The sequence below is a fragment of the Janthinobacterium agaricidamnosum genome, assembly GCF_003667705.1.
Classification (GTDB): Bacteria; Pseudomonadota; Gammaproteobacteria; order Burkholderiales; family Burkholderiaceae_D; genus Janthinobacterium.
The window spans coordinates 1,672,263-1,694,703 of sequence record NZ_CP033019.1 but is presented as its reverse complement, the minus strand read 5'-3'; the positions used below and the strand labels follow the sequence as shown (position 1 = coordinate 1,694,703).

Genomic DNA, 22,441 nt, shown 5'->3' with positions numbered 1-22,441 from the left:
AGCGGGCACGGCACTGGCACCATTATTTTAATATTTTATTATTAACAAAATGCACTTTATTACGGCCCTGCCGGCCGTCATGCCACGGCAGGTTCGCCGGCCCAGTAACGGTCGATGTCCTGCAGGCGCCACTGAGCTGCGCTTTCCGTGGAAACGATGCGCTCCTGGCAGCCCGGCGCGGCCAGGTCGAGCAGAGTCGGGACGATGCAGGTGCCGGCGCGGATGGAAAAAAACACGCGCACGGTGGGCTGGGTCAGCGGCTTGCCCGGCGACTGTCCCACCACCACGGCCAGGCGCTCCGACTGCAGCCGCACCAGGGTGCCCAGCGGATAGATGCCCAGGCATTTGACGAAGGCGGCAAACAGTTGCGCGTCCAGGTGCCCGCCGCGCCAGCCTGCCATGCGGCGCAGCGAATCGGCCGGGCACCAGCCCTGCTTGTACGGCCGGTTCGAGGTGATCGCGTCGTACACGTCGCAGATGGCGCCCATGCGCGCAAACAGGCTGATTTCCTCGCCGCGCAGCCCCTTGGGGTAGCCGCTGCCATCAAGTTTTTCATGGTGGTGCAGGCACACGTCGAGCGCCACCGGGTCGATCTCGCCCACTTCCTGCAGCATACGGTGGCCGGCGGCCGGATGGGCGCGCACGGAGGAAAATTCCGCTTCGCTCAGGCTGCCCGGCTTGTTGAGGATGGCGGACGGTACGGCCATCTTGCCGATATCGTGCAGCAAACCCGCCAGGCCGGCCGAGCGCACCTGCTCGGGCGCCAGGCCCAGCTCCCTGGCCAGCGCCGTCATCAGCGCGCACACGGCCACCGAGTGCATATACGTGTAATTGTCGGCGGATTTCAGGCGCGCCAGGCCCAGCAGGACGTCGCCGCCACGCTGCATCGAGGCGGCAATATCGTCGACCAGTTCGTAAGCTTGCGCCGCGGACAAGGCCTTGCCCATGCGCACCTCGTCGAACATCGTCTGCACGGCCTGGCGCGAGCGTTCGATCAGGCGCCGGGCGCGCGCCAGCTCCTCCTCGCGCGAGCGGGGCGGGCCCGGATCGGCGATGGTTTTGCTTGCCGACACCTTCGCTGGCGCGGCCGCGGGAGCGCCTGCCGCGGCCGGCGGCGCGGCAGAAGGCACGGCGGGCGGCGCGACTTGCGGCGCCTGCCCGCGCGTCGTGTCGATCCACACTTCGCACAGGCGTGCCGAGCGGATACGCTCGAGGTCAGCCGGCGACTCCAGCAAGAAAGAACGCGTCCAGAAAGGGGTATCGAGCCAGGAACGGCCCAGACGTTCGACATACATTCCCAGCATCAGTTCGCTACTCGTTATTTTTTTCAGCACGGCGGTTCTCCAGACATTCAGATCGCAGCATTTACTTGCGCATTATCAATATCATACGCCAAAAATAACGATTACACCAAATATATTGCTTTATATGGCAGAATCACAACATAAATAAAAATAATCACCAATTCTATCATTTTCATTTCATAAAATATTGAATCAACAAATATATCAATTCAGCCATATTGCCTACGCTAAACTGTATGTCTGGTGCTGATGAGGGATGCGATATGCCTGCCGGCGGCCGCGTGGGCCGCCACGCAGGCTGGACGTGCAGGAGGGAAGTGCGTGAGCGCCAGACGCCCCGAAGTGGGGCTGGCGCTATGCAGAAAGGAATGTCAGGCCGCTGGGCGAGCGGGCTGGCGGCCGGCAGCTTAGCGCGGCACGTAGCGCCAGCCGGCGTTTTCCAGCATGAAGGTCAGTTCCGTCTTGATGCCTTCCGGACGGCTCGGCACGCTCAATTGCGTATCGCACACGAGGTAGCCCGTCTTGCGCTTGACGTCGCACTCGTTGACGGCCTTGACCTGCATGGTGCTTTGCGCTTCCTGCATCTGCACGTCCTTGGCCGCCTCCGGATTGCGCGCCACTTCTTCCTTGGCCCAGGCGCGTATCATCGCTTGCGCCTCGGCCGGCGACGGTCCCGCAAACTTGGCATCCTTGCGCTCGACGCCGACCCAGGTGCCGTTATCGTTACGTAGCGGCAAGACCATAAAACCGTCGCGCATGCCAGCGCTCATGCCGATCAGACACACCACCTCGCCCGGCACTTCCTGCGAATCCTGGCAACCCTGCAGGCTGGTGGCCTTGACGGGAATGGGAACCGGTATCGACGATTGCATCCTGGCTTGCGTTTTGGCCACGCCCGCCTGCACGGCGGCCTGGATGTGTTCGAGCGTGGGCATGGTAGCGGCCTGGGCCGGCAAGGCGGCGAACAGGGCGGCGGCGGTCAGGGCGAGGGTAGTCAGGCGCATGGGTGTCAAAAGTAGTGATCAAAGGCCGGCAGTCTAGCACTTTGCATAAAAAACAGCTGTTTCTATAGAGAACTATCCACGGCATCGTGCGCGAGAAAGGCGCCGCCCCCGTCCGCCTGTCCGCGCAGGCGCAGGCCGATGGCGCGCAGCATCTCGACCAGCTCGCGCAAGCGCATGCCCTCGTCCGTCAGCTGGTATTCCACCTTGACGGGCACTTCCGCATAGATCGTGCGCGTCAGCAAGCCCGCCTCTTCCAGCGCGCGCAAGTCCAGGGTCAGCATGCGCTGCGAGATATTCGGCACGGCGCGGCGGATTTCGCTGAAGCGCTTCGGCCCCGCCATCAGATAGCTGAGCAGCACAGCCCTCCAGCGCCCGCCCAGCAAACGCATGGCTTCTTCCACGGCGCAGCCGGAGACATTGTCCTTCATGGCGATCCCTATCTGGTATAAAAAATGTACCTATACCACATTATTCTGCCTTCTTCCAAATAGTAACTATCGCGATTAGACTGCCCTTCCCTCACCTGAATGGAACTCCAGCATGGAAACCACCCTGATCTACAGCGTGCCGTTCGGCTGCTCGTTTGCCGCCATCGCCGCCCTCGAATGGAGCGGCTTGCCGTATCGCCTGGCCCGCGTCGAAGCGCGCGACCCGGCCAGCAAGCAGCATCCGGCCTTTCTCGCCATCAATCCGCTGGGCCAGACGCCGGCCCTGCTCACGCACGCGGGCACGCCGCTACTGGAAAGCATGGCGATCCTGCTGCATATCGCCGCCCGCGCGCCGGACAGCGGCCTGGGCTTTGCGCAGGGCACGCCCGCCTGCGACCGCCTGAACAGCGCGCTCTCGTTTTTGCACACGACCTTCCACGCGGCCTTCATGCCCGCCTTCCAGGCGTCGCGCGCGGCCGATGGCGATGCGCGCGCGGCCGTCTGGCGCGAAATGGCCGTCGAGAAGGTCAACAAAAGCCTGGCGCACCTGGAACGCCTGCTCGATGGCCGCGCCTGGCTCGCTTCCGATGCCGCGCCGACGATTGCCGACGCCTACCTGGCCGCCACGGCGCGCTGGGCCGAACCGCTGCAGCTGGCGCGGCTAAGCGACTATCCGCAGGTGGCGCGCGTGCTGGCGGCGCTGGAACAGGACCCCGGCATCCGCTTTGCCCACGCCATCGAGGCGGGCTTGCCGGCCGCCAGCCAGGGCGGTTTCCTGGGCCACGTGGCGCTCGACCAACTGGCGCTGCCGGCCGGCTAACCGGCGGTCAACTCCCGCAGCGGACGCGTCTTTATTGCTATGATGTCGGGCTGCCGGCGGTACAGCCGGCCACGTTCATATCACATCAACAACGTCGCAATAACATTGGGAGTTTGAATGAGTTTACGTCTGCTGCTCTTGGGAGCATTCAGTGCCGCCATGGCCACCACCGCCGTTGCTGCGGAATCGGCGCTGGCCGCGCCGCGCGGCTTCACCGTGGAAGACATGGTCGCCATGGAACGGGTGGGCAGCCCCGTGCTGTCGCCGGACGCCACGCGCGTCGTCTACACGGTGCGCACGACCAATCTGGAGAAAAACCGCGGCAACACGCAGCTGTGGATGATCGACCTGCGCGCGCCGAACGCGTCGCCGCGCCAGCTCACGCGCGGCGACGCCAGCGCCAGCGATCCGCAATGGTCGCCGAACGGCGACGCCATCTACTTCCTGTCCGGCCGCTCCGGCTCCTCGCAAGTGTGGCAGCTGCCCCTGAACGGCGGCGAAGCGGCCAAGGTCACCGACCTGGCGCTGGACGTCGACACCTACCGCTTGTCGCCGCAGGGCGACCGCCTGGCCTTCAGCATGGGCGTCTACCTCGATTGCGCCGATATCGCCTGCACCAGGAAGCGCCTTGATGAAAAAACGAAAAACAAGGCCAGCGGCATGGTCTACGACCAGATGTTCGTGCGCCACTGGGATACCTGGGCCGATGGCCGCCGCAATGCGCTGTACTCGGCGCCGATCGACGCGGCCGGCAAGGTCAGCGCCACGCCGGTGAGCCTGAGCGGCACCCTCGATGGCGACGCGCCATCGAAGCCATTCGGCGACAACAGCGAATACCACTTCAGCCCGGACGGCAAGACGGTGGCCTTCTCCGTGCGCGTGGCCGGCCGCACGGAATCGTGGTCGACCAATTTCGACGTCTACACGATTCCTGCCGCCGGCGGCCAGGCGCCGCGCAACCTCACGGCCGACAATCCGGCCTGGGATGCGAAAGCCAGCTATTCGCCGGACGGCCGCACCCTCGCGTATGTCGCCATGACCAAGCCGGGCTTCGAAGCGGACCGTTTTCATTTGGTGCTGATGGATGTCGCCACGGGCAAGAAGCGCACCCTGGCCGACGACTGGGACCGTTCCGTGGCTGATTTCCGCTGGACGCCGGACGGCAAGGCCTTCCTCGTCGCCGCCGATGACGTGGGCCAGCACCGTCTGTTCCACATCGACGCGGCCAGCGGCAAGGTCAACGCGCTGACGGGCAAAGGCGCCGTGGGCGACTTCGACGTGCGCGGCAATACCATCGTGCTGACGCAAGCGAACCTGGCCTCGGGCGCGCAGCTGTACACGCGCAAGCTCGACGCCAAGTCCGAATCGGCACCGATGGTGCAGCTGACGAAACAGAATGCGGCAGCGCTGGCCAACGTGCGCTTCGGCGAATATGAGCAGTTCTCGTTCGCGGGCGCAGATGGCGAAACCGTCTACGGCCACGTCATGAAGCCATGGAACGCCAAGGCCGGCGAAAAGTATCCGATCGCCTTTTTGGTGCACGGCGGCCCGCAAGGCAGCTTCGGCAACAGCTGGAGCTACCGCTGGAATCCGCAAGTGTATGCGGGCGCCGGCTACGCCACCGTCTTCATCGACTTCCACGGTTCCACCGGCTATGGCCAGAAGTTCACGGATGCCATCAGCGGCGATTGGGGCGGCAAGCCGCTGGTCGACCTGCAGAAGGGTCTGGAAGCGGCCACCAGGAAGTTCCCGTGGCTGGACCGCGAGCGCAGCTGCGCGCTGGGCGCGTCCTACGGCGGCTACATGATGAACTGGATCGCCGGTAACTGGCCGGACGGCTTCAAGTGCCTGGTCAACCACGACGGCGTGTTCGACAACCGCGGCATGGCTTACGCGACGGAAGAACTGTGGTTCACGGAATGGGAAAACGGCGGCACCTACTACGACGCGCCGGCCAAGCACGAGCAGTTCAACCCCGTCAACTTCGTGAAGAACTGGAAGACGCCGATGCTGGTGGTGCAGGGCGACCTGGACTTCCGCATCCCCACCGCGCAAGGCCTGGGTACCTTCACGGCGCTGCAGCGCCGCGGCATCCCGAGCAAGCTGCTGGTCTTCCCGGACGAAAACCACTGGGTGCTGAAGCCGGCGAACTCGCTGCTGTGGCATCACACGGTGCTCGATTGGTTGAATACGTATACAAAGAAATAACCCGCAGCAAAGAAATAACCCGCAGCGCAAAGGCTGGGGTCGGCCCCTCAGGGTCCGACCCCGGTACTTCGCCTTCAGGGGTTAAAAAAACCGCGCGGTGCATCTCTGCACCGCGCGATTTTTTGTTTTGTAGGTCGGATTAGCGCCGCGCAGCGGTGCGTAATCCGACATCACCACCGCTCCCGCTCAATAGCTATTGAGCGCCTTGGCGAACTTCACGATCCACAAACGGCTAGGACGCTCGCGGTCGTCGCCGCGCGCCACGCGGATGGTGTTGGCGGCATTGCAGCCGGCCGCGCTGCTCGTGACGATGGTGCCATTGGCATCGACCGTGCACTTGGTCACGTCGGCGTCCGCCACTTCCACGCCATTCGCGTCGAAGACCTTGGTTTTCAGGCCGAAGTCATTGTCGTTGGCCAGCGCGATGGTGGAGTCGTCGATCAGGGTCAGGCCTTCGGCCTTTTCCGCCGCCCAGCCGATGGCGTTCAAGTCCAGCAGCAGCGTTTTCTTCAGCGGCGTGACAGCGGCCCAGTCGGCGCCATTGACGGCGGCGCCGCCCATGCTGCTCTTCTCCAGGTCGGACGTCGTCGTGTTGAAGGCGGCGGCCGCGATGTCCGTGGCGCCCTTCAGTTCGACCAGCATCAGCTTGTTGAAGACCTTGCCCGACGGTGCGGCGCCCTGCTCGATGACGAGGAACTTGCCGCCGCCCAGCGCCACCATGTCGCCCAGCTTGGCGTTGCCCGTGCGGCCATCCTGGTAGTCGGCCGCGTTGAGCGGATACGCGTACATCTTGCCGCTGGTGCCCGTCACCGGGTCGAATTCGATCCAGCGCGTGAAGCGGGCAAAGCGCTCGACCTGTTCATTCTTCTTCGTCACAGAATATGGTGCCGTGCCGTCGGACAGAGGGCTTTGCAGGAAGGCGTACAGCTTGTCGTTGCTCGTGTCTAAGGTCATGCCTTCCATGCCGCGGTTCGCGCGGCGCTTGGCGAACAGCGCCGGCAAGCCCTTGCCCGGCTCGTATTTCGCCTGGATGATACCGGTGGCGGCGTCGATCTTGACGATGAAGGGACCGTATTCGTCGGACACCCACAGCGCATTGCGCTTGGCATCGACGACGATGGCTTCCGAATCGAGGCCGCCCGCATTGAAGACGGCCTTGCCAGCCGCATCGAACTTCATCGCATCCATGACGGGAATCTCGGCCGAATTGCCGACGGCGCCCACGGGCACGGGCAAGCCCGAGCTGTTGACGGTGGCCGATACCTTGATCGGCGTCGACGAACCCAGCACGGCGCCGTTCTTGCCCACGGTGATCACGCCAAACGAGGGCGTAAAGCTGGGCGACGGGAAGATCTTGCTGCCGATGGTGCCCTTGCCCGATGGATCGGGCACCAGCGGGCCGTCGCCGTTCGGGCCGCGGTCCGTCAAGCCATAGAATTCCAGGTCGCCGGCCGCGTTCTTGCCCTTGTAGGCCAGGCCCGAGCCGTACGACGGCAGGAAGCCGTTCGGGAATTCGCCCTTGATCTTGGCATTGGCGCCTTCGTACGGCACGTAGAATTTGTCGGCCGCCTGGATCTGGTAGCGCGTCACCGTCACTTTCACTTCGCCGACAGGATTGGCCTGTGTCAGCGCCTCGTTGACGGGCGCGCCCGCTTTCGAGGCCAGCGTGTCTTCAAAATGCTCGCGCACGAGGGCGCGGCGTTCGGCATCGACCGTGCGGCCGGCGAATTTCCCGCCCACGCTGGCCAGGTGCGCGGCCAGGGCCGTGTTGAAGACGGCCGGAGCGGTGGCAAAGTCCAGTGTCTTGCCGGCCAGCGCGGCCTTCACTTCCGCCGTCAGCTTGATGCCGTTCGACGGATCGCTGTCGTCGTCGAGCAGTTGCAGCGCCAGCAGGCGGTTGACGACCTTGTCATCCGCCACATTCGTGCTGGCGGCCAGCGCCAGCGGCGTGACGACGGCGCCGCATGGGGCCGAACCGAGGGCCAGGCCGCCCACGCTGAAGGCTACCGTCTCGCCCGGGTTGCAAATGAATTCGCCCTTGGCATTGGTGCTGGCCTTGGGGGCGCTGCCGGCCACATAATCGAGTCCTTCCACCGCGCCGTCGAGGAACACACCCGTCTGCGCCACGGGCTTGGAAGGCTCCGCCGGCGGATTATCGCTGCCGCCGCAAGCGGCCAGGGCCAGGCCGGCGGCGATGGCCAGCAGGGTCAGTTTCGGGGTCGACGTTACAGCAGTATTCATGCATTCCTCGGCTAAGGTGGGGTTGAAGCCGTGGAGAGTAACTGCTCAAAGTGACAAGCCCATGACAGCCGTCACGCCAGTGGCGTATCCGCAACAGGTCCGCCGATGCCGCCGAAGCGGCCATCGGCCTGGCGCCGGAATTCCTTGGGCGTGACGCCCTTCACCTGCAGGAAGCGGCGGTTGAAGTTGGCCACGTTCTGGAAACCCACGTCGTAGCAGACGTTCGACACGTATTGGTCGGTGTCCATCAGCAGCTGGCACGCCTTGTTGATGCGCAGCCGGCTGACGAAATCCGTAAAGCTGTTGCCCGTCGCCTTGCGGAAGAAGCGCGAGAATTTACTCAGCGACATGCCCACCTGCTCGGCCAGCATTTCCGCCGAAATCGGCTCGCGGTAATTGTCCGTGATGTAGTTGAGGACGGAATTGACCTTGGCCAGGGTGGCGTCATCGTCGTAGGAGCGCAGGGAAGCGCTCGACAGCAAACGGTAGTTGGCCGTGCGCGCCAGCTTGCTCATTAATTGCACGAATTCGGCGAAGCGCTCGGCCCCATGCGTGGCGCGGATGCGCGCCAGGTGGCGCTCGGCCTCGTGGCCCATGTCGAAAAACTCCACGCCATAGCTGGAGCGTTCGAGCAGCGGCAGCAGTTCGCGCAATTCGGGAATCACGCGCGCGGCGCCGGCCAGCGGCGCATGGGCGAACTGCACGATCATGTCGCGCAGGGCCACGCCGCCATCCGGCATCACGTTGGAAATCCAGTTGTGCGGCAGGCGCGGGCCCGTCAGCACCAGGTGGCCGGGCGAGAATTCGCCGATATAGTCGCCCACGAACAGGCGCCCGCTGGTGGCGACGATCAGGTGCAGCTCATACTCTTCATGGCAGTGCCAGCGCACGCGCGAGCTGGGATAGCCATGTTCCAGGTAATTGATGATGCCGTCGTAGCTTTCGCGTTCCAGCTCGGGCGCCTTGCGCTCGCTGTCCTTGTGCCATAGGTGTTCCATGCTTGTCTCTCTCAGGCTGTCCCCGCCCGTGCCATCGAATGTACCTCAAAAAGCTTCACTCGCCAAAACGGCCCAGCGCCTGCTGGCGAAACTCCTTCGGCGTCATGCCCTTCAATTCCAGGAAGCGCCGGTTGAAATTGGCCACATTGTTAAAACCCGCCTCGTAGCAGATGTTGCTCACATAGCGCTCTGTCTCCATCAGCAGCTGGCACGCCTTGTTGATGCGCAGGCGGTTGACGAAATCCGTGAAGCTGTTGCCCGTGGCGCTGCGAAAGAAGCGCGAAAAGGTCCGCTCTGGCATGTCCACCTGCTCGGCCAGCTGTTTCAGCGAGAACTGGCTGCTGTAATTGTGCACGATGAAGTTGATGGCGGAGCTGATGCGCGCCAGCGCCACGTCGTCGTCGCTCGACTGCATGGGCACCGTCGACAGCAGCTGGTAGTCGCTGGTCTGCGCCAGTTCTCCCAGCAGGGTGAGAAATTCGATGAAGCGCGGCAGGCCGCTCGTGTCGCGGATTCGCCGGAAGCGCCGCAGCGACTGTTCGCTGACGCCAAAGAATTCCACGCCGTGCAGGGCGCGCTGCAGCAGCGGGAAGATGCCCTTCAATTCGGGAATGGCGGCCGCCATCGACGCCAGCGGCGCATGGCCGAACTGGATCACCATGTCGCGCAGGGCCACGCCCTCGGCCGGCGTGTCGAGCGAGACCCAGTTGTGCGGCACGCGCGGCCCCGTCAGCACCAGGTGGCCAGGCGTGAACTGACCGATGTAGTCGCCGACAAAGACCTTGCCGCTGCTCTCGACGATCAGGTGCAGTTCGTACTCGTCGTGATAGTGCCAGCGCACCAGCGCATTCGGAAAGCCGTGCTCGAGGTAGCGGATGAAGCCGAAACTGCCTTTCGGCTCGAAGCCGGGCGTGGCGTCGCGCTGCTGTTCCAGCTCCATCTGCGGCAACGACGGTGGCATGGCGCGCCCTCCCCGTCAGGCGACGATCTGTTCCAGCGCCGCGCGCGCGCCCAGCCCATACAGGCTGGCCAGCGACTGCCCCACCGCCTGCGTGAACGCGGGTGCGTCGGACAGGTCGCCGAACAGTTCGCGCAGTGACAGCAGCGCCGCGGCGTCCACCCCGCCCTGCAGCGCCAGCGCGCGCAGGCGCACCGCGTACGGGTCGTTCAAGGGCATCTCGCGCCCCGCTTCGTCGTGGCCTTCCAGGTAGCGGAACCAGCACGCCACGGTAAACGCCAGCAGCTTGATGGCGCCGCCCCGGGCCAGTGCTTCGCGCACGGACGGCAGCACGAATTTCGGGATGCGCGCGGAACCCTCCGTGCCGATGCGCGCCAGCTGGTCGCGCACGGCCGGATTCGAAAAGCGCTCGATCAGGGTGTCCTTGTATTGCGCCAGATCGATGCCTTCCACGCTATCGAGCAAGGGCGTGACCTCGTCATCCATCATGCGCCGCACGAGCGCGCGGATGCCCGCATCCTCCATCGCTTCATGCGCATACGTGTAGCCGAGCTGCATGCCGATGTAGCACAGGGCCTGGTGGCTGGCATTCAACAAGCGCAGCTTCATCTTTTCATACGGCAGCACGTCGTGCGTCATCTGCGCGCCCACCTTTTCCCAGGCCGGGCGGCCCAGCGGGAACTCGTCTTCGATCACCCACTGGCGGAACGGTTCGCACACGACGGGCCAGGCGTCGACGATGCCGAAGCTGTCGCGCACCAGCGCCCGGTGTTCATCGGTGGTGGCCGGCGTGATGCGGTCGACCATGCTGTTGGGGAAGCTGCCATGCGTGGCCAGCCAGCGCGCCAGTTCTGCGTCGCGCAAGGCGACAAAGGCCAGCAGCATCTTGCGCGTCACATCGCCATTGTTTTGCAGGTTATCGCAGGACATGATGGTAAATGGCGCCAGTCCCCGCTGGCGGCGCAGGGCCAGCGCGGCGGCCAGGTAGCCGAACGAGCAGCGCGGCGCCTCCGGGTGCGCCAGTTCCTGCACGATGTCGGGGTGCTGCGCATCGAATTCGCCCGTGCCCTGGTTGACGTAATAGCCGCCCTCGGTGATGGTCAGCGCGACGATGCGCGTGCCGGGGTCGGCCAGCTTTTCCAGCACGGCTTGCGGCTCGTCGGGCGCATACAGGTAGTCGCCGATGCAGCCGATGATGCGCGCGCTATCACCGGCCGCGCTGCGCTCGACCACCGTATATAAACCGTCCTGCGCCCGCATGGCATAGCGCATGGCCGCATCATGCGCGAGCAAGCCCACGCCGCAGTATCCCCATTCTGCGTTGCCGGGCAAGGCCAGCAAATCGTCGAGATACACGGCCTGGTGGGCGCGAAAAAAACCGCCCACGCCGATGTGCACGATGCCGGGCACGAGCGTCTCGCGCGCATACGCGGGCACGGCGACGTTCGCCGGCAGCTTGGCCAGGTTCGATTGCTTCAATGCGATGGCGTCCATTACAGCGCTCCTTTCGCCGCCGCGTAGGTCTTGCCGGCGCGGTCGAAATAATGGACGAAGCCCGGCTCGAACGTCAGGTGCGTCTGCTGGCCCGGCTGCAGGCTGCTACGCTCCGCGCCGCGCGACACCACCTGCACATTGTTCGGCAGGCGCACATAGGTCAGCGTTTCCACGCCCAAGGACTCTACCAGGTCGACGGTGACGGGCACGCTGCCCGGCTGCGCCGCGCCCAGGTGCACGTGTTCGGGGCGGATGCCGACAAAGCCGTCCGCCTGCGCCGCGCTGCCCGCCTGCGCCAGCAGCTGCGGCGCCGCATCGGCGGGCACCACGTTCATGCTGGGCGTGCCGATGAATTGCGCAACGAAGCGGTTCGCCGGGCGGTCATACAATTTCAATGGCGAGCCATGCTGCTCGATCTGGCCGTCGCGCAGCACCACCACGCGGTCGGCCAGGGTCATCGCCTCGACCTGGTCGTGCGTGACATAGATGGTGGTGGCGCCCAGCTCGCGGTGCAGCTTGGCGATCTCGATGCGCGTCTGCACGCGCAGGGCCGCATCGAGGTTCGACAGCGGCTCGTCGAACAGGAACACTTTCGGATCGCGCACGATGGCGCGGCCGATGGCCACCCGCTGGCGCTGGCCGCCCGACAATTCCTTCGGCGTGCGCTCCAGGTAACGCCCAAGGTCGAGGATGGCGGCCGCCTTGTCGACTTTTTCGCGGATGATGGCCGGATCGACGCCGGCCAGTTTCAGCGCGAACGACATGTTCTGGAACACCGTCATGTGCGGATACAGCGCGTACGACTGGAATACCATCGCCAGGTCGCGCTTGGACGATGGCAGCGCCGTGATGTCGCGCCCGTCGAGCGACAGCTTGCCGCCGTCGATCGGTTCCAGGCCCGCGATCAGGCGCAGCAGGGTGGATTTGCCGCAGCCGGACGGCCCGACGAAGACGACGAACTCGCCCTGTTGGATCTCCAGGTCGATGCCCTTGATGGCGCGGTGCTCGCCAAAGAATTTCTCGATATTGCTCAGTTGAAGGTAAGCCATGATGTCATCCAATAGTGTTTACTTAACAGCGCCGAAGGTCATACCCTGGACCAATTGTTTCTGGCAGAACCAGCCCAGTGCCATGATGGGCGCGATGGCCATCAGCGAAGCGGCCGACAATTTGGCCCAGAACAGACCTTCCGGGCTCGAATACGAAGCGATGAGCCAGGCCAGGGTGCCCGCGTTGGAGGCGCCCAGGTTCAGCGACCAGAACGATTCATTCCACGACCACACCATGCAGACCAAGGCCGTGGAAGCGATGCCGCCCACGGACAGGGGCAGCACGACGTGGCGGAATTCATCCCACACGGTGGCGCCGTCCATGCGCGAGGCCTCGAGGATTTCGCGCGGCAGCTCCTTCATGCTCGTGTACAGCAGCCAGATCATGATGGGCAGGTTCATCAGCATGAACATGATGGTCAGGCCGATGCGCGTATCGAGCAGGCCGAAGTACTGGTAGCAGATATAGATGGGCATCAGCGCGCCCACGCCGGGCATGTAGCGCGAACTGAGCATGAATTTCAGCAAGCCGATGGTGCCGCCCGTGGGAAAGAAGGCCATCGAATAGGCGGCCGGGATGGCGATCAAGAGGCCGATGGCCGTCGATACCACGCTGGTAAACAGCGAGTTCCACGCGTAGCCGAAGTAATTGTCGCGCGCCAGCACTTCACGGAAGCTGTCCAGGGTCGGCGTGAAAAACAGCAGCGGCGGCGTGGCGATGGCTTGCCCTTCCGTCTTGAAGGCCATCAGGCCCAGCCAGAAGATGGGAAAGAACAGCAGCAGCGCGCACAGCCAGGCGGCGGCCGTGCGGCCATACAGATTGAGTTTGCTATGCATCAAGGTCTCCTTATTTCGACAGATTCTTGCCGATGACGCGCATCAGGAAGAAGGCGGCGATGTTGGCGATGAGCACGGCGAACAGGGCGCCGGCCGAGGCCGCTCCCACGTCATACGACAGCAGTGCCTGCTGATAGATCATGAAGGTGATGGTCGTCGTGTCGAATCCGGGACCGCCGCCCGTGGTGGTAAAGATTTCCGCAAAAATCGACAGCAAAAAGATCATCTCGATCATCAGCACCACCGACACGGCGCGGCCCAGGTGGGGTATGTAGAGATAGCGCAACTGCTGCAGGTAGGTGGCGCCATCCATGCGCGCCGCCTCCAGCTGTTCGCGGTCCATCGATTGCAGGGCCGTCATGAAAATCAGGCAGGCAAACGGCAGCCATTGCCACGAGACCATCATGATGATGGAAAACAGGGGGTGGGCCGACAGCCAGTCGACGGGCGTGGCGCCAAAGAAGAGGCTGATCTGCGCAAACAGGCCGTAGATCGGATTGAGCAGCATGTTCTTCCACATCAGGGCATTGACGGCCGGCATGACGAGAAACGGCGAAATCAGCAGCACGCGCACGATGGCGCGCCCCGGGAACGCTTCATTGATCAGCAACCCCAGCGCCGTGCCCAGCACCACCGTGATCAGCATGACGGAAAACAGCAAGGTAAACGTGTTCTGCAAGGCCGGCAGGAACGAGGCATCGGTAAAGAAAAAGTGGAAATTGGCCAGGCCATGGAAAGGATGGCCGCTCGGATCGAGCATGGAATAGCGCATGAACGCGTAATACAGGGTGATCAATAACGGGATCACGGAAATGACGGAGACGGCAAGCACGGCCGGCGTCAGCAAAGTCCGGGGGATAATGCGTTTCATAGGATACTCTTGGGACGTGAGGGAATGATCATCAACAGAAATCCGGGGTCAGACCCGTCGGGTCTGACCCCAGTTTTAAGCCACCAATCTCTTCGCCTGTTGATAAACCAGACGGCAAGAAAAGTCTTACTTGTAATACCCGCCCTTGCGCATCTCGCGTTCCGCCGTCTGCTGCGACAACTCCAGCGCCTGCTCCACCGTCACCTTGCCCAGCAGCGCTGCCGCCATCTGCTGGCCGGCGGCTACGCCGATCACCTGGAATTCGGGAATCGACGCGAATTGCACGCCCACGTACGGCGACGGCGGCAAGGTGCTTTGCACGGCGCGCGTGGTGGCCAGGGCCTTGCCTTCGGCGGCGGCAAATTTCGCCACTTTCTGGAACTCGGGGCTCGCATACGTCGACTTGCGCGTGCCCGTCGGCACGTTCGCCCAGCTCGTTTCCTTGGCCACCAGTTTCACGTAATCGGGCGAGGTGGCCCAGTTGATGAAGCGCTGCGCCTCGTTCGGATGCTTCGAGCTCGACGGGATGGCCAGCGACCAGATCCACAGCCAGTTGGCGCCCCGCTCCGTCACGCCGACGGGCGACTGGGCGAACGCCACCTTGTCGGCCACCTTGCTCTGTTTCGGGTCGGTGATGAAGGAGGCGGCGATCGTCGCGTCGATCCAGATGCCGCACTTGCCCTGGTTGAACAGCGCGAGGTTTTCATTGAAACTGTTGGCGGCCGCGCCCGGCGGGCCGTATTTCTTCATCAGGTCGACGTACATGGTGACCGCATCCTTCCACGGCTTGCTGGTAAATTGCGGTTTCCATTGCATGTCGAACAGCTGGCCGCCGTAGGAATTGGCCATGGTGGTGATCAGCGCCATGTTGTCGCCCCAGCCCGGCTTGCCGCGCAGGCAGATGCCGTACACGCCGTTGGCCGGATCGTGCAGCTTGGCCGCCACGTCGCGCAACTGGTTCCAGCTGGGGCGGTCTTCGATCGTCACGCCCGCCTTTTTGACCAGGTCGCTGCGGTACATGATCATCGAGCTTTCGCCATAGAACGGCGACGCGTACAGCTTGCCGTCGCCGGACAGTCCCTCGCGGATGGCGGGCAGCAGATCGTCGATATCGTATTTGGCGTCCGGCTTGATCGGGATCAGCCAGTTTTTCTTGCCCCAGATGGGCGTTTCATACAGGCCGATGGTCATCACGTCGAACTGGCCGCCCTTGGTGGCGATATCGGTGGTCATGCGCTGGCGCAAGACACCCTCTTCCAGGGTCACCCACTTGAGCTTGATGTCGGGATTGGCTTGCTCGAAGAACTTGCTGAGCTTTTGCATTTCGATCATGTGGCCGTTGTTGACGGTGGCGATGACGAGGTCGGTTGCGGCAAAAGCGGACGAGCTGAGGCAGAGCGCGCCGGCGCACAGCGCGGCAATGGCGGAACGTTTCATTATGTGTCTCCAGTGTTTTTTGTCGTTGGCAATGCTCAGGTACTTAGCACCACGACCACAATGTAGCACCGGACTTTGATACTTTCTGATACTCCAAAACCGCAATTCGATACTCTTTTGCACCCCCTCCATGCACCAGAGTATCGATATTGAGTAAAAACAACACTTTGAAAGAAAGTATCGGTACTTGTTCGATTTGTATCAGGGTGGTTAAAAAAGCGCTGCTAGACTTGGTTTTCGGCATTAGACCGTGTGCGGTGACCGGCCTTTCGGGGCGCCACCGCTACCACCAACATTCTTCTGGAGACCGCATGAATCGCACTGCATTGAAAACTTTACCTGCCCTGCTCCTGGCCATTGCCAGCGCTTCCGCCATGGCCGACCCCATGTACCCAAGCGACGCCGAAGGCTTCCATGGCTACTTGCGCGCCGGCGCCGGCAGCAATACCTCGGGCGGCGGCGGTTCGCAAGGCTGCTTCGGTCTGGGCGGCAATACCATGAAATATCGTCTGGGCAATGAGTGCGACGCCTATACGGAATTCGGCTACACCAAGTCCGTCGCCCAGTCCGGCGGCGTGAACTACCTGGCCACCATCTGGGTCAACGCTTACGCGCCCAACTCGGATTTCGGCGACAACAAACTGGGCATCGTCAAGGCCTATGTCGAAGCACAGGGACTCGATTTCCTGAACGGCGGCACTGCCTGGATCGGCAAGCGCTTCTACTACCGTCCTGACATTCACATGCTGGACTTGCAGTACATCAACATGAACGGCACGGGCGCCGGCCTGGACCGCATTCCTGCCGGCCCCGGTAAATTCTCGTACGCTTTCTTCAAGGACAACGACATCAACACCGTGTCGAAGACCGGCGTCGTCAGCACCAAGTCGGCCGTGCGCCAGAACTTCATCTACGGCGAGATTCCCGTCAATGAAAACGGCACCCTGGACCTGGCCGCGACCTACATCATCGGCGAAGGCAAGGACAACGACGCTTACGGCCAGAAGCATAACGGCTGGCAATTGTCGGCCTTCCACCGCCAGGCGAAAGTGTTCGGCGGCGGCAATACCTTCGGCGTGCAGTACGGCGTCGGTCCTGGCACCGGCAAGGGCGCGCAGTTCGGCGCGTCGGGCGACACCAATTTCGGTTCGGACGTGAAACGCACGCGCATCTTCAATGACATGGCGATCCAGCCGATGGCCAACTTCGGCATGGAATTCGTCGCCCTGTGGCAAAAAGACGAATCGAACGCCAACGGTTCCTCGACCTGGACCTCGGTCGGCGTGCGTCCCGTGTACGCGTTCACCAACAACTTCAAGCTGGTGGGCGAACTGGGCACGGACCGCGTGACGCAAGCGGGCGGCCTGCCGGCCAAGCGCCTGACCAAGCTGACCATCGCCCCGACGATCTCGGCCGGTCCTGGCCTGTGGTCGCGTCCCGAGTTGCGCGCTTTCGTGACCTACGGCAAATGGAACGATGCGGCCACCGCCTCGGTCAATGCGTCGAACAACGGCGGCCCGATCTACAACAACAATACCAGCGGTACTTCCTATGGTTTCCAGGTAGAGACGTGGTTTTAAGCTGAAACAACCCAGAAGCAAAGGCTGGGGTCAGACCCGACGGGTCAGACCCCGAAAAAAGGGCGGAACCCCGGTTCCGCCCTTTTCTGTTTACCCTGCCGGATTCAACTTACGGCAAGGCCACCGGCAGTTCCGGATACTCCTGCGTCAAGGCGTACTTGGTGCCGCCGACGGTGACCGTGTAGTTGGCCGGTCCCGAAATCGGCAGGCGGTAGTTCAGGGTCAGCGCCACGGAGCCGCCCGGCGCCAGCGATTGCCAGGCGGGAATCGCAAAGCGGGCCCGGTTGTAGTTCTTCGTGAAGCCGCCGATATTGTTCGGCCCCGTGTAGCCGGCATTGATCACCGTCAAACCGAAGCCGGACTGGTCGCTCATGTCCGACGGCGCCGACACGGGATAGTCGAACTCCACCACGGTGCCGCCCGGCAGGGTCGACGCCGTGTTGTTCTTCACCGTCATCACCGGGTTGATGGGGAAGTTGTTGTCGCCCAGCTTCCAGCCGCCCAGGGTGATGCTGACGTTCGCCGCCGTGCCCGGCATGGCGATTTCGGCGCGCTTGTTGCCGTACGCGCCAGCCGTGCGGAAGGCCTGGTACAGCACGTCCGTCAGGGTGGTGCCCATGAAGTACTCGCCCTTGCCGCCATTGCGCGTGGCATCCCAGGCATAGTCGCCCGCCATTTCCCAGATCATCACGCCGCCGATATTGTTGTTGACGATGTACTGGGCCTTGGCCGCGATCGACTGCGTGGTTTCCGTCGAAATGAAGACTTTCTTGGTCGCATTCCACAGCCACGGCGCCACCATGGTGCTGCTGTAGTACGGCACATACGTGCCCACCAGCGCCTTGTCCGTGACTTTATACGCGTCCAGGTAGCTTGGAACGATACCGTTTTGCAAGTTCAACGCATGCCAGATGGGATTGCCGCCGCCTGGCGTGGGCTTGCCTTGTGTATCGAGGTCGTACCACACGTTGTCGATGCCGGTGGCGCCCGTGCCGCACGTCTTGGTGCCGGCGCAGGTGACGGTGGAGCTGATCAGCGGCGTCGTGCCCCACAAGCCATTGGTGCCGCCCGTCACATCCTTCCAGCCCCGCGTGTAGAACGGCACGCCGATATTGATGCGGCCCGCCTGCATGGCGCCCCGGTAGTAGCGGTAGGCCCAGTCCGTGTTCAGGTAGCCGATGTTCTGGAACTGGTAGGCGTTACCGGCACGCAATTCGCCATCGTTGCCATCGTCAAACAGCGCCGCGTTCGGTCCCACGTACTGATTCCACGCACCGTGCAAGTCATAGCTCATCAGGCTGGCGTAATCGAGATATTTCAATCCCGACATATTTTCCTCGCCCCGCAAGACCCAGCCCGAGGCGGAACCGGCGATGGTGAGCAGATAGTATTTATTGTCCTGCACGGCCGCTTCGTCGAGCTTCTGGCGCAGCACTTTCAGCAGCACGTTGTAGCTCGTCATCAGTCCGGCCAGCCGCGGTTTCGACACGGCGAAGTCGTTCGGATTACCCGCTTCATTGTTGGTGGTCGGGTGTTCGTAATCGACGTCGACGCCATCGAAGAAGTTGTACTGGCGCACGAACGCCACCATCGAGTCGGCCAGGGTGTTGATGCCGGCCGTGTTGATGCTGCCGTCCGCGTTCGTCGTGGCCGTGTAGAAGCCGCCGCTGCCGGCCCAGCCGCCCACGGAAATCATCAGTTTCACGCCCGGATACTTCTTCTTGTATTGCGCCAGCAAGTTGAAATGGCCCTTGTACGGCAAGGACGGGTCCATGGCCGCGGCCGGCACGTTGGGCCAGGTGAGGCCCGTATCGGGATTGGCCGCGCCGCTGCCGATGGAGATCTTCGACGTGGCCGGATCGACGGAAGCGAACGCATAGTTCAGGTGGGTGATCTTATCCCAGGGCAGGTTATTCACCAGGTAAGTCGGGCTGCCATCGACGCCCGTGCGCCAGCTGGCGAAATAGCCGACGATGCGCCGGTTCAAGCCATTGCCCAGCACTTCGCGCCCATTCGCGTCATATACCTTGCAATACGGCACATTCGGCACGGCTGAAATCAGGCCGTCCGGACGGCAAGCCGTGGGGGTTGGCGTGGGAGTTGGCGTTGGGGTTGGGGTTGGGGTTGGGGTTGGGGTTGGGGTTGGGGTTGGGGTTGGCGTCGGAGTCGGTGTCGGCGTTGGTGTCGGCGTCGGTGTCGGTGTCGGTGTCGGTGTCGGCGTCGGCGTCGGCGTTGGCGTATCGATCACGGCCCATGGGCCCCACTGGTCGGCGGCGCTGGGGACATTGCCTTGCGTCCACCATTTGGCCTTGTAGGTGACACCCTGGTACGTCACGCACTGGCCGCCCGTGTAGACGGTGGCGGCATCCCAGACGGCGCACGCTTCCACGGCGGCGAGCAAGGTGTTTGGCGTGGCGGTCGTGCCTTCCTGGCCCCCGCCGCAAGCGACGAGCACGCCGCTGAGCAGGGCCATCAATAATGCATTCGATTTCATGTTGTATTGGTCTCCGTTATGGTTTTACATCGAGAGCTGTTGCAGGCCCCTCGAGGGGCTCTTGTCAACTGTTATCCCTGGCCGGCTTTCCTGCCTTTACTGCTACTGCAACTTCACATTCCAGTTGGCTTCCACGCATTTCACGTAGTTCCCCGCCAGCAAGGCGCTGTACGGGGTTTGATAGCTGACCAGCTGGCATTGGTTCTCGCCACCGGCGCTCCAGTTCTTTTCCCAGTAGATGTTGTAGGCAGCGGAACTGGCCGGGGTGAAGCGTTGCATGTTGGCGCAGGACAGCTGTTCGCCGGAATAATCCCAGCCCATGTCGGCGGCAAACTGCTTGTAGTAATCGATACGGTTTTGCGCGGCCTGCTTTTCCGTGCCCTGCCCGCATTCGGCGTTGATGATCATGATGGTGGTGGCAAAGTTATTGCCCGCGCCTGCCGTCGTATCGGCCGCGTTCGGCACCCAGGTGCCGTCGAGCACGTGCAGCATCGATGGTTTCGGCGGTTGCGGATAGACAAAGAAGAACGTGGCCGACGCCAGGTTCAGCCAGGTCGAGGCGACAAGGTCCGGATTTTTCAGCAGCACGGACTGGTCGCCGTCATGCATCGCTTGCGAGAACGGGCCGTAGTTGTAGTTGTACGACAGCTGCTTGGCGCCGCGGCCGAAATACTTCTTGAAGCTGCCGTCGGCATTCTTGCCGCACGTCCATACCTTGTTGAAGACGGGATCGGCGCACTCGACGTTGTAGCCGCAGCCGGCGCCCGTCTCGTCGCAGCCCAGTTCGCGCAAATACTTCAAGCCCTGGCGCCATTGCGGCAGCGGGCTGCTGGCGTTATGGTCGCCCGTTTCCTGCCCGAAATGGGCGAACATGGTGGCCAGGCTGTGGCGGCAGATGGCGTCCGCGTTGCGCCCGTCGCTATAGTCGTCGCACACGGCGGGAAACTTGGCCACCGCTTGCAGGAAGCGCTGGTAGGTATAGCTTGTATCGCGCGCGGCAAAATAATAATCCCACTTCGCCGCCGGCAGCAGACGTTCGACGCGCTTGACGTTGAGCGGATTGCCGGCCAGGCCAGGCTGGACGGCTTCGACGGCCGCATTGCCCAGCGTGCGGATCGACGCCTTGACCTTGCGGAAGAAATCGTTGTTCGTCAGCGCCGCCTCGTTCGCCTCGGCCTGGGCCCTGGTGGGCACGCCCGGCGTGGGCGTGGGTGTAGGCGTGGGTGTAGGCGTGGGTGTAGGCGTCGGGGTGGGCGTCGGCGTGGTGGTATCGAGACTCCACGGTCCCCACTGGTCGTTGTTCGGCGCCGTGCCCTGCACCCACCATTTGGCCCGGTACACCTTGCCGTCGTAGACGGCGCACTGGCCCGCCGTGTAGACGGCGCTGGCGCTCCAGGCTGCGCAACTGTCGCTGGCGGCCGTGGCGGCCAGCAGGGTCGATGGGGGTTCGGTGGTGGAATTGCCGCCGCAAGCGAGCAGCGCGCTGCCCAGCAAGCCAGCCATCAAGGGCGAGGCCAGCCGGCTAATTTGCCGTGTCTTCACAATGTCTCCTGAACGTTGTACGAAAACTATCGAAGTAGCTTTTTATGTTGTACGTAAAGAAAGCACAGCGAAGCGTCGGCTTTCTGCACCAAGAATGCGACGCCGAAAATTGGTAGTCAAGTGGTTTTATAAAACGGTGTTTTTTACAATACCAGTGACTTCAGGCGGCGGGGCCACGGTGCGGCAAGCGAAGAGTGGGAAGAGGGAGAAAAGGCGTTTTCAAGACAACTGCCGGCAATACCGCGCCGGCAGCGCTGCGGCAAGTGGTATTGGCACTGCCGCAGGTGTTTTCAGGCCGATGGCGTTGCCGCACGTTGGTGTTGCGGATAATACAGGTCGTAAAACCAGCCATAGGCGCTTTCGATCTGCGCCTGGATGCGCGGCGGAATCGCATGCTGCCCGGGCGGGCTGATCGTCGCCTGCTGGCGGTGCGTGTATTTCATGCGGTAGTGGCTGTCGCTTTCCTGGATACCCACGGCAAGATCGTGCGGGTCGATCTGGAACGGTGCCAGGCCCAGCCAGGTGTACAGGTGGGACATGCATTCCACGGGCCGCGCCATCAAGTCTTCGAAGCGCACGAAATACAGCTTTTGCTGCACTTCGGCAGGCAGGTCCAGCACGGCATGCAGGGAACTCAGCGGAGCGCCGATGGTGCGGTCCTTGGCAAACAGCATGTCGGCCCGGCCCAGGCGGTCAAAATCGGCCAGATGGTCGACAAAATCGAGCAGGATGGTGCGCTGGTGCTGCGCTTCGATGGAGCCGTAGACCTGGCCCAGTTCACGCACGCAGACGATGATCTTCGCTTCCGGCGCCAGCTGCAGCAGCATTTCCACGCAATGCAGCCAGGCGCGGTTCTTGTCGACCACGCCCTGCTTGCCGCAATCGCGGTACCAGCCGCGCAGAAAGCCCTGCATGGCCGTTTTCAGGTGGCCGTAGCTGGCGTCGAAGGTGCTGTCGAGCTGCGACAGGAAAAAAGCGTCATCGCTGACCATGCGCCGCATGCCCAGCAAAGCGTTGCACAGGGGCGAGCTATTGCCTTCGCAATGCAAGTCGGGATGCTGCGCCAGCAGCTGGCACAGCAAGGTGGAACCGGCGCGTGGCAAGCCGGCCACGCCGATGAAATGGGATGTCATGCGATTGTACTTTCTGTTCAGCGCTGCGCCTCTGACGGAAAAC

17 protein-coding genes are annotated in these 22,441 nt (G+C 62.9%); 3 read left to right on the top strand and 14 right to left on the bottom strand.

Features of this window, described 5'->3' with window-relative positions; genetic code table 11:
- Positions 1 to 77: 77 nt before the first annotated feature.
- The 3 genes from D9M09_RS07740 to D9M09_RS07730 form a co-directional block, all read right to left on the bottom strand.
- A complete protein-coding gene (locus tag D9M09_RS07740; RefSeq protein WP_121668979.1) occupies positions 78 to 1,334 on the bottom strand; it encodes an HD-GYP domain-containing protein in 1,257 nt (418 codons plus the stop codon).
- A gap of 377 nt (positions 1,335 to 1,711) precedes the next feature.
- Positions 1,712 to 2,308 (bottom strand): hypothetical protein, encoded by a 597-nt coding sequence (locus D9M09_RS07735; protein ID WP_121668978.1) that lies wholly within the window; start codon positions 2,306 to 2,308, stop codon positions 1,712 to 1,714.
- Positions 2,309 to 2,370: 62 nt separating this feature from the next.
- Positions 2,371 to 2,736 carry a winged helix-turn-helix transcriptional regulator gene (locus D9M09_RS07730; protein WP_121668977.1) on the bottom strand — a complete coding sequence of 122 codons (366 nt, stop codon included), beginning with the start codon at positions 2,734 to 2,736 and terminating at the stop codon, positions 2,371 to 2,373.
- 112 nt (positions 2,737 to 2,848) lie between these two features.
- Between D9M09_RS07730 and D9M09_RS07725 the strand changes: the two genes are divergently transcribed.
- Positions 2,849 to 3,556 (top strand): glutathione S-transferase family protein, encoded by a 708-nt coding sequence (locus tag D9M09_RS07725; protein WP_121668976.1) that lies wholly within the window; start codon positions 2,849 to 2,851, stop codon positions 3,554 to 3,556.
- A 117-nt stretch (positions 3,557 to 3,673) separates the two neighbouring features.
- On the top strand, positions 3,674 to 5,764 hold the full coding sequence (locus D9M09_RS07720; protein WP_121668975.1) for an alpha/beta hydrolase family protein: 2,091 nt from the start codon (positions 3,674 to 3,676) through the stop codon (positions 5,762 to 5,764).
- A gap of 186 nt (positions 5,765 to 5,950) precedes the next feature.
- On the opposite strand, the gene D9M09_RS07715 is transcribed toward D9M09_RS07720, so the two are convergent.
- The 8 genes from D9M09_RS07715 to D9M09_RS07680 all read right to left on the bottom strand — a co-directional run bounded on the left by D9M09_RS07715 (position 5,951) and on the right by D9M09_RS07680 (position 15,649).
- Positions 5,951 to 8,005, bottom strand: coding sequence for an esterase-like activity of phytase family protein (locus D9M09_RS07715; protein ID WP_121668974.1), 2,055 nt, complete (start codon positions 8,003 to 8,005; stop codon positions 5,951 to 5,953).
- A gap of 71 nt (positions 8,006 to 8,076) precedes the next feature.
- Positions 8,077 to 9,003, bottom strand: a complete 927-nt coding sequence (locus D9M09_RS07710; protein ID WP_070219862.1) for a helix-turn-helix domain-containing protein — start codon at positions 9,001 to 9,003, stop codon at positions 8,077 to 8,079.
- A gap of 55 nt (positions 9,004 to 9,058) precedes the next feature.
- Positions 9,059 to 9,964: a helix-turn-helix domain-containing protein gene (locus D9M09_RS07705; RefSeq protein WP_070312312.1), complete on the bottom strand. Its 906-nt coding sequence runs from the start codon at positions 9,962 to 9,964 to the stop codon at positions 9,059 to 9,061.
- Positions 9,965 to 9,979: 15 nt separating this feature from the next.
- Positions 9,980 to 11,455, bottom strand: a complete 1,476-nt coding sequence (locus D9M09_RS07700) for a mannitol dehydrogenase family protein (RefSeq protein ID WP_205602336.1) — start codon at positions 11,453 to 11,455, stop codon at positions 9,980 to 9,982.
- A complete protein-coding gene (locus tag D9M09_RS07695; RefSeq protein WP_121671003.1) occupies positions 11,455 to 12,504 on the bottom strand; it encodes an ABC transporter ATP-binding protein in 1,050 nt (349 codons plus the stop codon). The genes D9M09_RS07700 and D9M09_RS07695 overlap by 1 nt, the downstream gene beginning before the upstream one ends.
- 18 nt (positions 12,505 to 12,522) lie before the next feature.
- Positions 12,523 to 13,341, bottom strand: a complete 819-nt coding sequence (locus tag D9M09_RS07690; RefSeq protein WP_121668973.1) for a carbohydrate ABC transporter permease — start codon at positions 13,339 to 13,341, stop codon at positions 12,523 to 12,525.
- 10 nt (positions 13,342 to 13,351) lie between these two features.
- The gene (locus D9M09_RS07685) at positions 13,352 to 14,212 is read right to left on the bottom strand and encodes a carbohydrate ABC transporter permease (protein WP_121668972.1); all 861 of its coding nucleotides are present in this window, start codon (positions 14,210 to 14,212) and stop codon (positions 13,352 to 13,354) included.
- A gap of 126 nt (positions 14,213 to 14,338) precedes the next feature.
- Positions 14,339 to 15,649, bottom strand: a complete 1,311-nt coding sequence (locus tag D9M09_RS07680; protein ID WP_070219874.1) for an ABC transporter substrate-binding protein — start codon at positions 15,647 to 15,649, stop codon at positions 14,339 to 14,341.
- Positions 15,650 to 15,960: 311 nt separating this feature from the next.
- On the opposite strand from D9M09_RS07680, the gene D9M09_RS07675 reads away from it, so the two are divergent.
- Positions 15,961 to 17,229 carry a maltoporin gene (locus D9M09_RS07675; RefSeq protein WP_070308472.1) on the top strand — a complete coding sequence of 423 codons (1,269 nt, stop codon included), beginning with the start codon at positions 15,961 to 15,963 and terminating at the stop codon, positions 17,227 to 17,229.
- A 109-nt stretch (positions 17,230 to 17,338) separates the two neighbouring features.
- Here D9M09_RS07675 and D9M09_RS07670 read toward each other — a convergent pair whose 3' ends face one another.
- The 3 genes from D9M09_RS07670 to D9M09_RS07660 all read right to left on the bottom strand — a co-directional run bounded on the left by D9M09_RS07670 (position 17,339) and on the right by D9M09_RS07660 (position 22,398).
- A complete protein-coding gene (locus D9M09_RS07670; RefSeq protein WP_121668971.1) occupies positions 17,339 to 19,723 on the bottom strand; it encodes a chitinase C-terminal domain-containing protein in 2,385 nt (794 codons plus the stop codon).
- Between the two features lie 102 nt (positions 19,724 to 19,825).
- On the bottom strand, positions 19,826 to 21,265 hold the full coding sequence (locus tag D9M09_RS07665) for a glycoside hydrolase family 19 protein (RefSeq protein ID WP_240453583.1): 1,440 nt from the start codon (positions 21,263 to 21,265) through the stop codon (positions 19,826 to 19,828).
- Between the two features lie 290 nt (positions 21,266 to 21,555).
- On the bottom strand, positions 21,556 to 22,398 hold the full coding sequence (locus tag D9M09_RS07660; RefSeq protein ID WP_121668970.1) for a sulfotransferase family protein: 843 nt from the start codon (positions 22,396 to 22,398) through the stop codon (positions 21,556 to 21,558).
- Positions 22,399 to 22,441 lie beyond the last annotated feature (43 nt).